Genomic DNA, 13,098 nt, shown 5'->3' with positions numbered 1-13,098 from the left:
GTTGCCGAAGCTTCACAGCCGATCCGGCGGCAGCGCCGGGATCTGGCAAGCAGCGAAGTGCGGCGGCGCTTTGACAGCGAATACGGAACCTATCGGTTGTTGGTCAAAGGGAGGATGAAGCATGAGAGATTTTTCATGGAAGTATTTTTCGATGACCGGAGATGTGGATGCCTACCTGCTTTATAAGGAAATGATGATTAAGGACGTGGATCAGTTGGACGAGGACGAGGAGCCGGAAGCGGAACCGGGCGACTGGGTTCAGTAGCTTCGTCCCTCGGGGAAACAAACGAATCAAGTATAGTACGGGGACCGGGAGAGGCTGAGCGTGCAGTACAGAGTGCAGGGGATTGTCATTCGCAGTATGGATTACGGGGAAGGCAACAAAATCATTACATTGCTTACAAGAGAACACGGGAAGCTCAGCGTTGTGGCGCGCGGCGCCAAAAAAGTAAAAAGCCGCTTCGGCTCCTCTGCACAGCTCTTTACCTTCGGCGATTATTTATTTTTTAAATCCGGTCAGCTCGGAACGCTGAATCATGCGGAAATAATCGAACCGTACCATAAAATCAGGGAAGATTTGCACCGGGCTGCGCACGCCTCCTATTTGGCCGAGCTCACGGACCGCATGCTGGGGGATCAGGAGGGGCAGCCTATACTGTTTGACCAGCTCAAGGGCAGTTTGACGGCGATTCAGGAAGATAAGGATTATGAGATTGTCGATCACTTGTACGAAATGAAAATGCTGATGTTTGCAGGGTATACCCCGGAGCTGTCGCAGTGCGTCGTTTGCCGGGAGAGCAGAGAAGCGGCGGCCTTCAGCATCGGACTGGGCGGCATGCTGTGCGAACGCTGCATATTGCGCGATCCTCAGGCGATCCGAATATCAGCGGGAATAGGGAAAATGCTGAAGCTTTTCATTCAAGCGGATGTTCGGCGAATCGGTCAAATCGATGTCAAACCGCAGACGAAGCAGCTGCTTAAGCATTTGATGCGGTCGTACATGGATACGCATGTGGCGCTTCGGTTGAAATCGCGAGATTTTCTGGATCAAATGGAGAAATACGGCGTATGAGGGCGTATGAGAAGGTAACGCCTGCGGCGCCCAGGTTACAGAATTGATGGTGAACTAGAATATTTGACATGATTTGGGCATAATGATATTATGAAATGATACATCCTTTGAGGAACTCTCGTTCTAGGTCTGCCTACAGGCTATAGTGGCGAGGTTTTTTTGTTTCAGCCTGTGAAAACGAGATGTGAAACATTTGATCAGACCTGCCGTAATAGCTAGATAAGAACGCTTCAAGGAGTGATTCAGCGGCTCTAATCGCGACGATTAGAGCAAGAATAGCGGAAAGGCGGGGCATCATGCAGCAAACGAAGCCAGTCATATTCGTCGCATCCGATTCGGCGGGCGAAACGGGAGAAGCCGTCGTTCGCGCCGCAGCCGTACAATTTTATCCGCAACAGGTCGAAATTCGCCGCATTCCTTTTTTGCAGGATAACTCCGATATCGACCGGATGATCCGTACGGTGCTCGAGCGTAACGGCATTATCGTCTTTACGCTGGTCATACCGGAATTGAGGGATTATTTGATCGAGCAGTCCATAAGATACCGAATTCACCACATCGATTTGCTCGGACCGATTATCGAGAAGCTTGAAGCATCGCTTCATCAGGAAGCGCGCCATCAGCCGGGCATGATCCATAAGCTGGACGAAGATTACTTCAAGAAGGTTGAAGCGGTCGAATTTGCGGTGAAGTACGATGACGGAAGGGATTTTAATGGGGTCTTGCAGGCGGACATCGTGCTGGTGGGCGTATCGAGAACGTCGAAGACGCCGCTTTCGATGTATTTGGCCCATAAAATGTTCAAGGTGGCGAACGTTCCGCTCGTTCCCGAAATTGCTCCGCCGGATCAGCTGTTTACCGTTTCGAGCAAAAAAATCGTCGGCTTGCGCATCGATCCGGTGAAACTGAACGTCATTCGCACGGAGCGGCTCAAGACGCTGGGGCTCCCCGGAACCGCATCTTACGCCAACGTGGAACGCATCGACACGGAACTGGCATACGCCGATTCGATTATGAAACGCATCGGCTGCACGGTCATCGACGTATCCAATAAAGCCGTTGAAGAAACGGCAAGCATCATCATTGACATGTACCGGTCGCGTTAATCGGTTTTTTCCCTGAAGTGAAGAAGGATTTTTTGCAATTTTGCCGTATATAATATTTATAAGTAGGGCTGAAGTCACATTTTTTGCGGCGGTACAAAATCATGACAATGAAGATTATCGTGGATGCCGACGCTTGTCCGGTCAAATCGGAGATCATACGCGCGGCGGCACAGTTTGGCGTACAGGTGCTGATGGTGGCGTCGTTCGATCACCGGCTGCAGCCGGCCGAGGGCATACAAATCGTTCAGGTCGACCGTTCGGACCAGTCGGTCGATTTGTATATCGCCAACCATATCAAGGCGGGAGACGTGCTGGTGACGCAAGATTTCGGACTCGCGGCGCTGGCGCTCGGCAAGAAGGCATGGGCCGTGTCGAATCGCGGACAGTTGTACAGCGACCGGACCATCGATTTTTTGCTTGAACGGCGGCACGAGCAGGCCAAACAGCGGCGCGGCGGCAAGCATTCGAAAGGCCCGCGGGCGATGACGGATGAAGATCGTGTTTTTTTTCTACAATGTTTGACAAAACTTTTGCGAAGTTTGCAGGAGAATGAAACCAAATAGCGAATAGTATTACGTGTTAATTTGAATGAAGGTGGAGAATATGAGTAACGGACGCATTCCTGAACAAGTGATTGAAGCGGTCCTGAAAGCTCATGACATCGTGGAAGTCGTCGGCCGGCATGTTCATCTGACGAAGCAAGGACATTACCTGAAGGGGCTCTGTCCTTTTCATTCGGAGAAAACACCTTCCTTCACCGTCACGCCGGAAAAGCAAATATACCACTGCTTCGGTTGCGGAGCGGGAGGGAACGCCGTCCGGTTCATTTCGGAAGTCGAGGGGCTTACTTTCGGTCAAGCACTGCGCAAACTGGCGGCCGAAGCGCATTTGGATCTCGGACTGCAGCCGCAGCAGCATACCGCCGCGGAAACGAAAGAGAATGCCGACCGGGCGAAGCTGCTGGAAGCGTACGAACTGGCTGGGAAACTGTACCGGTATTTGCTGATGAATACCGCGGAAGGCAAGCCTGCACTTGACTATTTGCGTTCCAGAGGGATGACCGACGCGTTGATCGAGCTTTTCGGTATTGGCTATGCTCCAGCAGGTTGGGAGACGCTATCCAAGTTTTTGGAGGGCAGGCAATTTCCGCTTCCCTTGCTCGAGCAAGGCGGTTTAATTTCGGCAAGACAGGACGGGAGCGGTTATTTCGATAAATTCCGCGATCGCGTCATGTTCCCTATTCTGGACTGGAAGGGACAGACGATCGCCTTCGCCGCACGGGCCATGGGCGATGCGCAGCCCAAATATTTGAACAGTCCGGAATCGATGCTGTTTCACAAGAGCCGTACCTTATACAATCTGCATCTGGCAAGACCGCATATACGCAAGTCACAGGAGCTCGTGTTGTTCGAGGGCTACATGGATGTGATCAAGTCGTGGGAATCCGGCGTGACGAACGGCGTCGCTACGATGGGCACGGCCTTGACGGCGGAGCATGCCGAAGCGATTCGAAGGCTTGCCGATCGCGTCGTCGTTGCTTATGACGGTGATGGTGCAGGACAAACTGCGGCGTACAAGAGCATCCCGATTCTGGAAAATGCGGGCTTGGCGGTTCGCGTCGCGCTGCTGCCGGGCAATCTTGATCCAGACGAGTATATTCGAAAGCATGGTTCTGAACGATACGTACGCGAGGTGATTACATCCGCCGTACCGTCGATCAAATATAAGCTTTTGTATTACCGCAAAAATTTCAGGCTGCAGGAGGATGGAGAGAAGCTCCGTTATATAAGGCAAGCTTTCAAGCTGATTGCAACCATCGCATCGCCGATCGAACGGGAGCATTACGTCAAAGAGCTGACGAATGAGTTTCAACTCAAGTTTGAAACCGCAATGCAGGAGCTGAACGAAATCAGGCTCCAGTCGGAAAAAAACGAAAGATTTGGGGATAATAAAGATAAACCGTGGAATAATGTTATGAATGACGGGAAACCCCGTGAACAAGCCCCGGCGATTTATCCCGCTTATCAATTTGCGGAGCGTCAGCTGCTATCCGTCATGATGGCGGACCGGGATATTTCCGGTTATGTTCAGAAGCAGCTCGGCGAACATTTCAATGTGGAAGCTCATGCGGCGCTGGCTGCGTACTTGTATGCGTATTACGCGCAAGGAAGCGAGCCGAATGCCAGCACGTTCATCGGTACATTGCAGGATGACAAGTTGGAGAGCCTAGCGAGCTCGCTGACGTTAATAGATAACCGGAATGGGATCAACGATGCCGTCATCGACGATTACATCCGGGAAATCCGAAAATTTCCTTTGCTGCAGATGCTTGAACAAAAAAGAAAAGAAATCAAACAGGCAGAGCGTTCAGGGGATCTATCAACGGCTCTGCAATTAGGCAGTGAGATTATAGCCCTAGAAAAGAAGTTGAAATCATCCTGATCTTTCGTCAGCGCCACGCGTCAGGATGAAATTCTAGGGAGGAGGGAGCCCGACTATGGCGAACGATCAACGTACAGAGATAGAGACAGAACTTACGTTGGAACAAGTGAAAGATCAATTGATTGAACAAGGGAAAAAGCGCTCTTCCTTAACGTACAAAGATATTATGGAAAAGTTGGCCCCCTTCGATCAAGACCCGGAGCAGATCGACGAGTTTTTCGAGCAGCTGCAGGAAATGGGGATCGACGTTGGCAACGAAACGGATGAAGAACATGGCATGAGCCCGATGGAGCATGAACATGACGAATTTCATTTTGACGACGATCTGTCGCTCCCGCCAGGCATTAAAATCAACGATCCGGTGCGCATGTATTTGAAAGAAATCGGACGCGTGCCGTTGCTGTCGGCAGAGGACGAGATTCAGCTTGCCAAACGTATCGAGCAGGGCGACGAAGAAGCGAAGCGCCGTCTGGCGGAAGCGAACTTGCGGCTTGTCGTCAGCATCGCGAAGCGCTATGTTGGCCGCGGCATGCTGTTTCTCGATTTGATTCAGGAAGGCAATATGGGCCTGATTAAAGCGGTCGAGAAGTTTGACCATGACAAAGGCTTCAAGTTCAGTACCTATGCGACATGGTGGATTCGTCAGGCGATTACGCGGGCTATTGCCGATCAGGCGCGGACGATCCGGATTCCGGTACATATGGTCGAAACGATCAATAAATTGATTCGGGTATCCCGCCAGCTGCTGCAAGAATTGGGGCGCGAACCGACACCGGAAGAAATCGCGAAAGAGATGGATCTCAGCACCGACAAGGTAAGGGAAATCATGAAGATCGCGCAGGAGCCGGTTTCTCTGGAAACGCCGATCGGGGAAGAGGACGACTCTCATCTGGGCGACTTCATCGAGGATCAGGAGGCGCTTGCGCCGGCCGATGCGGCGGCGTACGAATTGCTGAAAGAACAGCTGGAGGACGTGCTCGATACATTGACCGAACGCGAAGAGAACGTGCTTCGCTTGCGCTTCGGTCTGGATGACGGTCGTACGAGAACGTTGGAAGAAGTCGGTAAAGTATTCGGCGTTACCCGCGAACGGATTCGTCAGATTGAAGCGAAAGCACTGCGGAAACTGCGCCATCCGAGCCGAAGCAAACGGCTTAAAGATTTTCTTGAATAAGCTTTGTTTCCAGACCTTGCTGCCCTTTCGCAGCGAGGTCTAATTTTTTATGCGGCATCCGCCGATAAACAATGAAGAGTGACGATACGATCAGTCGGGGGAACGCCGGTCATGGACGAAAAGAAAAAAACGTTAATCCGTGAAATCGAGCACTGGCGCAGAAGCAAGCTTCTGCCGGAACAGTACTGCGATTTTTTGCTCAATCTGTATTTGGAAGACAGCCGAGAAAAGCCGGGGGAAGCGGCGTTGTTCGGCTTAAATCACACGAATGTTCGTAACAGTAATTGGAAAATTTGGTTGCTTGTATTCGGCGCGCTATGCCTTTTATGTATGATTGCTCTTAATTTTAACGCTTTTGATTTACCAATGCAAATCGGAGCTTCGATCCTTTTTTTGGCATGCTTGTATGGATGGAGTGCGGTGAAGCGAGAGAAGGAGCCGCCTGCGGCGCTTGTGCTGCTTGGATTGGCTTCATTGTTTTGGCTGTTTATCGGCGTTTATTTGATGAAGATCCATGGCGTCGAGGATCCTGTCCTGATCGTTGCTTATGTCGTGCTTGTCAGCATGATATGGATTATAACGGGATTGATCTCACGATTTGCCCTGTATCATCTGTGCGGGTGGGTTGGTCTGGTGTTTTGCTATGGATGGCTGCTGCATCATCAGCTTGCTTCGATTCAATGGATAACGCTGGAACTGAGCTGGGTGCCGCTCGCCATCGTATTTTGCTGGATGTCCTGGATGGTTCATGAGAAAAGCCGCCAGAGCGGTTTTGTCTTTTTTATCGTCGGGCTGATCGTTTGGTATATGCCGGAATTGTATGGTATGCTTTATTCGGAGCAATATGGCGAGATGACTGTGCAGTGGTTGCTGTTAGGCAAAATCATGGTCGAAGCGGCGCTGCTCTTCTTTTTTCGAAAAAAATGGACGGAATGGGTTGTTTTTTAATGTTGCGATTATCGAAGCGTTTGGAAATGATTGCGGAGCAAGTGCCTGCAGGCAGCCGGCTGGCCGATATCGGCTCGGATCATGCACTGCTTCCTTCCTATTTGGCGGAGCGGGGGACGATCGTTCGCGCAGTTGCGGGCGAAGTGAATCCCGGACCGTTCGAGGCGGCTGGCAAACAAGTTCGCTCCTCCGGTCTTGATCATATCATCGACGTAAGACGCGGGGACGGTCTGGAAGTGATTGCTCCGGGGGAAGTCGACGTCATTACGATTGCCGGGATGGGAGGCGCGCTGATCGCATCGATTCTGGAAGCGGGTCAAGCCAAGCTGGACGGCGTATCCAGGCTCGTGCTGCAGCCGAACGTCGGCGAATCGCTGGTGCGTGCATGGCTGCTGGAGCATGGCTGGACGCTCATTGGAGAGCGCATCGTCGAGGAAGACGATAAAATATACGAAATATTAACCGCCGTTGCCCCGGAGCCGGGCGATACGGCGTATACCCGAGTCTATGAGCCGCTGCTTTTTTCGGAGGAAACGACAGCCGATCGGGATGTGCTGCTCAAGATGGGACCTTATTTGACGAGAGAAGCTTCTCCGGTTTGGGTGAAAAAGTGGCGCAGCGAGCTGGAGAAGCTGGAGAAAATATGCGCCGCTTTGTCTCAGTCGGACTTGGAAGCGTCCAAGCAAAAGGAACGCGAGTTTCGCCGCGAGATGAACAGGATTGAGGAGGTGCTTGCATGTACGCAAAAGGCCAGGCCGTCATTCAATTGATGGAGGAGCTCGCTCCGAAAGCGTATGCCGTACCGGACGATAAAATCGGTCTGCAAATCGGGACGCTGCAAAAAGATATCCGCAAAGTGCTGGTTGCGCTGGACGTTACGGAAGAGGTGGTAGCGGAGGCAATCCGCGAGCAGGCCGATTTGATTATTGCGCATCATGCCGTCATCTACCGTCCTTTGCCGCATATTCAGACGGATACGCCGGCAGGACGCCTTTATGAAAAGCTGATCAAGCATGACATTGCCGTATACATTGCGCATACGAATTTGGATACGGCCGACGGCGGCATCAACGATATGATGGCCGAGGCGATCGGCTTGACCGACACCGAGCCGCTCGATGAAGTACATACGGATAAATTGAAGAAGCTGGTCGTCTTTGTTCCTGTTGATTATGCGGATAAAGTAAGGCAGGCGATGTTCGATGCGGGCGCCGGCTGGATCGGCGACTACAGCCATTGCAGCTTCAACATCGAGGGCAGCGGAACGTTTATGCCGCGGGAAGGCACGGAGCCTTTTATCGGCAAACAGGGCAAGCTGGAGACGGCGAAGGAAATCCGGATTGAAACGATCGTGCCGCAAAGTGTGGAACGGCGTGTCGTGCAAGCGATGCTCAAGGCACATCCTTACGAAGAGGTCGCATATGATCTGTATCTGCTCGATCTGAAGACAAGAACGTTCGGGCTTGGGCGTGCCGGCAAGCTGCCGAAGCCGCTTACGCTGGCTGAGCTGTGCGAGCAGGTGAAGCAGGCGTTCGATGTGCCAATGCTGCGGGTGGTGGGCGATCCCGACCAAATGATGCGCAAAGCCGCGGTATTGGGAGGTTCAGGCAGTCGCTATATGAAGCATGCGATGTTCAAAGGAGCCGATGTGCTGATTACGGGCGACATCGACTATCATACGGCGCATGACGCGTTAGCCGCAGGTATCGCTCTGATTGACCCGGGGCATAACGTGGAGAAAATCATGAAACAGGGCGTCGCCGAGTATTTGCAGCGCAAGCTCGCCGAGCGGAAATGGGCGACGGCCGTCGTGCCTTCGGAGCTGAATACGGAACCGTTCCGGTTTGTGTAAAAGCACCAGTTGTTTTTTTGCCGCATACCTTGTATACTAGCAAATGCATCTATTGCAAAAGAAAGTTTGACAGACAATCGCTGGTGGCTTGTCCACGAGAGGAAAGTCCGGGCTCCACAGGGCAGGATGCTGGATAACGTCCAGTCAGCGCGAGCTGAAGGCTAGTGCCACAGAAATGGACCGCCGATGGCCGCGCAAGCAATTGCGCGGATCAGGTAAGGGTGGAACCGTGGTGTAAGAGACCACGAGGAGCAATGGTGACATTGTTCCTGGTAAACCCCATTTGGAGCAAGACCTAGAGGAACGCACGTCTTTTCTTTCGAGAGGAGACACCCTTTGCCCGAGGGGCGTTCGGGTTGGTCGCTTGAGCCAGGCAGCAATGTCTGGCCTAGATAGATGATTGTCGCTTCAACGGTGGGAGGGTGGCACCCGTTACGACCACTGGAAGCACAGAACCCGGCTTACGGCAAACTTTCTTTTGAGCCATACTGCAACTTACATTGAGCGTTTCAGCCAATGGAAGTTGTCAATCAAATCGCAACGGTTACGTCAGGCTATGCCGACGTTAACTACAGTATCCGCAATAGCTGCACTCGATGAACATGTGAAAAACCGCCTCAGTGGGCGGTTTTTTGCTGTGCGCTGATATTGGCTTTATCGTCCGAACAGCTGATTCCAGAAGCGGCTCCAGCCGGACCATTCATCAAGCGGTTGGTCGCGCGAAGTGTGGCCTTCCTGCGTGGCAGTCCCGGCTTTGCCGCCCGCCGCTTTCAGCGCGGCCACAACATCGATCAGGCCGTAGCCGAAATATTTGTCTTTGCCGGCCGGACCGATGTCCATGGCGGTATCGCGCATGAGCTGCATCACTTCGGTATTTTTCAGGCTCGGATTCGCCGAACGGATCAGCGCCGCGAGCGCCGTTACATGCGGGCTGGCCATCGAAGTGCCGGATAGCGCAGCGAATTGGTTGTGCGGATACGTGCTCGCGATGCTTACGCCTGGCGCTGCAACATCGATGTAGTCGCCGTAATTGGAAAAGGACGCCTTCGACTTGTTCGAGTCCGTCGCAGCGACAGCGAATACTTCCGGATAAGCGGCCGGGTATCCCGGTCTTTCCGTATTGTCGTTGCCGCTTGCCGCAATGAGCACAACGTCGTGATCGTAAGCATATTTGATCGCATCATGCAAAAATTGTGCGTCCGCGTAGTTGCCGAGGCTCATGTTAATCACTTTGGCCCCGTGGTCCGTCGCCCAGATGATGCCCTGTGCGACGGCGTATGTGCTTCCCGCGCCGCTCTGGTCGAGCACCTTGATCGGCATGACGCGATTGTACCAGCTCATGCCCGCGACCCCGAGGTTATTGTTGACCAGCGCGCCGATGACGCCGGCTACATGCGTGCCGTGACCGACATCGTCCAGCGGTTCCGATCCAGGGTTGACGACGTTATAGCCGCTGACGAGCTGATCCTTCAGATCGACATGATTCAAATCTACGCCCGTATCGACGACGGCGACGATCACATCTTCCGATCCTTTCGTCACGTTCCAGCCGGCTTCCGTCTCGATGAGCGGCAGGTTCCATTGATATCGCCGGTAGAGCGAATCGTTTGGAGTGAACACCGATTGGGAATTCGGCGGATTGGAAGGTGCGGCTTCGTCCGTTTGGTTGGTCAAATACAAGAAATGGGGCTCGGCATACTCGATGTTCCATTTCTTGAAGTAGTCCATCAACTGCTTCGCTTCCATGCCGCTGGATTCGAAAACATACGTATAGCCGAGCTTTTGCATATGAGCGCCGCCGATTTCCTTTTGGATACGGGCCAGGTCGCTCGCCGACGGTTCGTTTTTGAATTTGACGACGACTTGGTTCATATGATAATGGCTTGTGCCTTCGTTGTCTTCCGGATGGTCGACGTGCACGTCCTTCAGCGTCCGCGAATCGACCGATTCGATCTTGTACCGGCCTTCGCTCGGGTAAGTGACGATGCGCAAATTTTTTCGCTGATGATCGGTCACCTGCTGCAAAATTTGCTGACGTACCGCCCCGATAATGGCGGTCGACCCATCGTCGGAAGGAACGCCAATGACGAAGTAGGTTCCCTCGCCGGTTTGCAGCGGCTGGGATTGATACGGTTTTCCTTGATCCGCCGAACGTTTGGCTTCGTCCAATGAAGCGGATAACGCGCTTTGCACCGCCGGCTTCAGTGTGCCTGCCGAGACACCTCTGTCGAGCGGTTCGCCGGGCTTGGTCCAGGTAAGCCGTTCCATGTGCGGATGCTCGCTCTGCAGCGTCTGCAGCCGCTGGCTGATTTTATCGGCGGGCTTCGACTTCATATCATTGGCGGCGCGGCCAATCTCGTAGCTGCATTGCGTTCGGCACAATTCATCGGTTCTTGCGACATCCTGCTCCAGCGCCGATTGTTTCAATTGCAGCTCGGCGGCGGGGCTGATCGATTCCGGTTTCATGCGCTCTTCGCCATGAGGGAAGAGCAATGCTGCGCCGACGATCAGGAATACAAACGAAAGCACGTATTTCCACATGACTGCTGCCTCCTAAGATCATCAATGTATCGTTAGATTTCCCACGTATCCGCATTTTTTAGCGGCAGGGGAATAATTACACGATTTGCATACGGATGACAATCGGGAAACTGGAAGCGATAGGTTTTTGTATATTACTTTTATGTTGGATTTGTGGTACGATGTTGATAGGCACTGTATTCAATGATTATAACTACGTTTTGGTTTCAAAGTTTAAGGAGGTCTAGCCCAAATGGCAGTATTTAATGTGAAAAATGTTTGCGAAACGACAAGAACAAAGTTGAGCGAAGCCATCGAGAAAATGGAAACGTTCCTGAACGGTCATGCTTTGCAGCAGCTTAACACGGATAATGACGAAGCAATGGAAGAATTTTATAAGGGCTTCTTGACCGATACCAGACATTTGCTAGTTTTTTGCGAAGTGGCTTACGAAAAGCTGGGTGTGGCGCTTCGCCGCCCGAATTTCAATGTCGATTATTCCGAAAAAGTACTTTACGAGGTGTATCACAACTGCGTTAACAGCTTCTTTTATCCGAAAAACGAGTGCTATTCCGAAGACGGGCGCTACGCTTACACAGGACAAGATGCTATCCGTTTCCGCAAAAAGCCGGTTCGGGTCGTGCGCGATCTGACGATCGAGCTGTCGAAAGTGTTTGAAACGCTGCGCGAAGATTTGGCTTACTACGAAACCGATTATATTACGCAAAAAAGAATGCAGGGCGAACGAGTATAACGTCAGCCCGTTTGAAATAATATGTAGGAAAGAGGTGCTGCTGACAAGCATCTCTTTTTGTTTAAGGGGGAATCGGATGAATCATCTTTCGAGCGCCGCCGATGACTTGGCGGTCGCAAGCAAACGATTGATCGCTTGGAACCAGCATCCAAGCGGGGGATACATCGCCTCCCCGTTATTTTCACAGTACGGGTTTAGCTGGCTGCGTGACGGCAGCTTCATTGCTTATGCAATGGACTGTGCGGGTGAGACAGGCAGCGCGGAGCTGTTTTACGATTGGGTGCGCCGCATCATCGAAGGGAAGACCGGTTACATTCGCGAACTGGTTGAAAAGAAGAAGCGCGGCGAGGCGCCGCAGCGGCATGAAATGCTGCATACCCGATATTATGTGGATGGAAGAGACGATACAAACTCGGAATGGGGCCATTTTCAGCTGGACGGATACGGGGCTTGGCTCTGGGGACTGGCGGAGCATCTGGAATGGACGGGTCACAACAGCTTGCCGGCGAAGTATCGAATGAGCGTAGAGGCGACATGCGATTATTTGCGAACATTTTGGCTCATGCCGAATTTCGATTGCTGGGAAGAGCATCCCGACCAGGTCCACACCTCTACGCTGGCGTGCGTTTACGGTGGGCTGAAACGGATCGCAAAGCTCGACCATAGCGATGCGCTCGAAGCGTGCTGCCGCGAAATAATGGCTTTTATAATGGAGCGCATGGTTCATCCGGAAGGCCATTTCGTGAAATATATCACGCCGGTTTACCGGGATGAGGCCGTGACATTCGACATCGGTCATCCGGGTGTCGATGCAAGCTTGCTCTGGCTGTGCGAGCCGTTTGGCATCGTATCTGCGGATCATCCGGCGTTCCGGGCGACGCTCGGCCGAATCGAGCAGGAGCTGCGCACAGATCAAGGCGGGGTACGCCGCTATGCGGAGGATACATATTATGGCGGAGGCGAGTGGCTGCTGCTGACCGCATGGTACGGCTGGATTCAGCTGCGCCTCGGCAGCAGAGAGAAAGCGGAACGATCGTTATCGTGGATCGTCTCCAAAGCGGATGCGCTGCTCAGGCTGCCCGAGCAAGTCCCGGATGCGCTGGCTTCCCGTGAAGGATACGATGCATGGGTCAGCCGATGGGGCACGCCGGCGCTGCCGCTTCTATGGTCGCATGCCATGTATCTGGTGTTATATAGCATGCTCAAAGAAGACCGCTAACGGGTATATCC

The 13,098-nt window shown here is 52.7% G+C and carries 12 protein-coding genes and 1 other RNA gene; 12 read left to right on the top strand and 1 reads right to left on the bottom strand.

Features of this window, described 5'->3' with window-relative positions; translation table 11 throughout:
• Positions 1-121 precede the first annotated feature (121 nt).
• The 10 genes from KXG62_RS04340 (at position 122) to rnpB (ending at position 9,073) form a co-directional block, all read left to right on the top strand.
• A complete protein-coding gene (locus KXG62_RS04340; RefSeq protein WP_218090681.1) occupies positions 122-265 on the top strand; it encodes a YqzL family protein in 144 nt (47 codons plus the stop codon).
• A gap of 60 nt (positions 266-325) precedes the next feature.
• On the top strand, positions 326-1,072 hold the full coding sequence (gene recO / locus KXG62_RS04335) for a DNA repair protein RecO (RefSeq protein WP_218090680.1): 747 nt from the start codon (positions 326-328) through the stop codon (positions 1,070-1,072).
• A 296-nt stretch (positions 1,073-1,368) separates the two neighbouring features.
• Positions 1,369-2,178: a pyruvate, water dikinase regulatory protein gene (locus KXG62_RS04330; RefSeq protein WP_218090679.1), complete on the top strand. Its 810-nt coding sequence runs from the start codon at positions 1,369-1,371 to the stop codon at positions 2,176-2,178.
• A 101-nt stretch (positions 2,179-2,279) separates the two neighbouring features.
• Positions 2,280-2,741: a YaiI/YqxD family protein gene (locus KXG62_RS04325; RefSeq protein ID WP_218090678.1), complete on the top strand. Its 462-nt coding sequence runs from the start codon at positions 2,280-2,282 to the stop codon at positions 2,739-2,741.
• Between the two features lie 40 nt (positions 2,742-2,781).
• Positions 2,782-4,620 carry a DNA primase gene (gene dnaG, locus KXG62_RS04320; protein WP_218090677.1) on the top strand — a complete coding sequence of 613 codons (1,839 nt, stop codon included), beginning with the start codon at positions 2,782-2,784 and terminating at the stop codon, positions 4,618-4,620.
• Positions 4,621-4,675: 55 nt separating this feature from the next.
• The gene (gene rpoD, locus KXG62_RS04315) at positions 4,676-5,794 is read left to right on the top strand and encodes an RNA polymerase sigma factor RpoD (RefSeq protein ID WP_218090676.1); all 1,119 of its coding nucleotides are present in this window, start codon (positions 4,676-4,678) and stop codon (positions 5,792-5,794) included.
• Positions 5,795-6,214: 420 nt separating this feature from the next.
• Positions 6,215-6,742, top strand: coding sequence for a hypothetical protein (locus KXG62_RS33995; protein ID WP_246627281.1), 528 nt, complete (start codon positions 6,215-6,217; stop codon positions 6,740-6,742).
• Positions 6,742-7,512: a tRNA (adenine(22)-N(1))-methyltransferase gene (locus KXG62_RS04305; protein WP_218090674.1), complete on the top strand. Its 771-nt coding sequence runs from the start codon at positions 6,742-6,744 to the stop codon at positions 7,510-7,512. Before KXG62_RS33995 ends, KXG62_RS04305 begins: the two co-directional genes overlap by 1 nt.
• Positions 7,479-8,594 (top strand): Nif3-like dinuclear metal center hexameric protein, encoded by a 1,116-nt coding sequence (locus tag KXG62_RS04300; protein WP_218090673.1) that lies wholly within the window; start codon positions 7,479-7,481, stop codon positions 8,592-8,594. The genes KXG62_RS04305 and KXG62_RS04300 overlap by 34 nt, the downstream gene beginning before the upstream one ends.
• A gap of 61 nt (positions 8,595-8,655) precedes the next feature.
• Positions 8,656-9,073: RNase P RNA component class A (gene rnpB / locus KXG62_RS04295), an RNA gene on the top strand.
• A 175-nt stretch (positions 9,074-9,248) separates the two neighbouring features.
• On the opposite strand, the gene KXG62_RS04290 is transcribed toward rnpB, so the two are convergent.
• The gene (locus KXG62_RS04290; protein WP_218090672.1) at positions 9,249-11,135 is read right to left on the bottom strand and encodes a S8 family peptidase; all 1,887 of its coding nucleotides are present in this window, start codon (positions 11,133-11,135) and stop codon (positions 9,249-9,251) included.
• A 232-nt stretch (positions 11,136-11,367) separates the two neighbouring features.
• Here KXG62_RS04290 and KXG62_RS04285 point away from each other — a divergent pair, with 232 nt between their 5' ends.
• Positions 11,368-11,868, top strand: a complete 501-nt coding sequence (locus KXG62_RS04285; protein ID WP_218090671.1) for a YpuI family protein — start codon at positions 11,368-11,370, stop codon at positions 11,866-11,868.
• A 76-nt stretch (positions 11,869-11,944) separates the two neighbouring features.
• Positions 11,945-13,087 (top strand): glycoside hydrolase family 15 protein, encoded by a 1,143-nt coding sequence (locus KXG62_RS04280; RefSeq protein WP_218090670.1) that lies wholly within the window; start codon positions 11,945-11,947, stop codon positions 13,085-13,087.
• Positions 13,088-13,098 lie beyond the last annotated feature (11 nt).

Origin of the sequence: Paenibacillus solanacearum, from assembly GCF_910593845.1 — a bacterium.
In the GTDB taxonomy this organism is placed as follows: Bacteria; Bacillota; Bacilli; order Paenibacillales; family NBRC-103111; genus Paenibacillus_G; species Paenibacillus_G solanacearum.
This window is presented reverse-complemented; position numbering and strand designations above follow the sequence as displayed.

What these genes read in the sequence shown, in the direction of transcription:
- KXG62_RS04340 (WP_218090681.1), top strand. Translation starts at nt 122, where the DNA reads ATGAGAGATTTTTCATGGAAGTATTTTTCGATGACCGGAGATGTGGAT.
- KXG62_RS04330 (WP_218090679.1), top strand. Translation starts at nt 1,369, where the DNA reads ATGCAGCAAACGAAGCCAGTCATATTCGTCGCATCCGATTCGGCGGGC.
- KXG62_RS04325 (WP_218090678.1), top strand. Translation starts at nt 2,280, where the DNA reads ATGACAATGAAGATTATCGTGGATGCCGACGCTTGTCCGGTCAAATCG.
- dnaG (WP_218090677.1), top strand. Translation starts at nt 2,782, where the DNA reads ATGAGTAACGGACGCATTCCTGAACAAGTGATTGAAGCGGTCCTGAAA.
- rpoD (WP_218090676.1), top strand. Translation starts at nt 4,676, where the DNA reads ATGGCGAACGATCAACGTACAGAGATAGAGACAGAACTTACGTTGGAA.
- KXG62_RS04305 (WP_218090674.1), top strand. Translation starts at nt 6,742, where the DNA reads ATGTTGCGATTATCGAAGCGTTTGGAAATGATTGCGGAGCAAGTGCCT.
- KXG62_RS04300 (WP_218090673.1), top strand. Translation starts at nt 7,479, where the DNA reads ATGTACGCAAAAGGCCAGGCCGTCATTCAATTGATGGAGGAGCTCGCT.
- KXG62_RS04290 (WP_218090672.1), bottom strand. Translation starts at nt 11,135, where the DNA reads ATGTGGAAATACGTGCTTTCGTTTGTATTCCTGATCGTCGGCGCAGCA.
- KXG62_RS04285 (WP_218090671.1), top strand. Translation starts at nt 11,368, where the DNA reads ATGGCAGTATTTAATGTGAAAAATGTTTGCGAAACGACAAGAACAAAG.
- KXG62_RS04280 (WP_218090670.1), top strand. Translation starts at nt 11,945, where the DNA reads ATGAATCATCTTTCGAGCGCCGCCGATGACTTGGCGGTCGCAAGCAAA.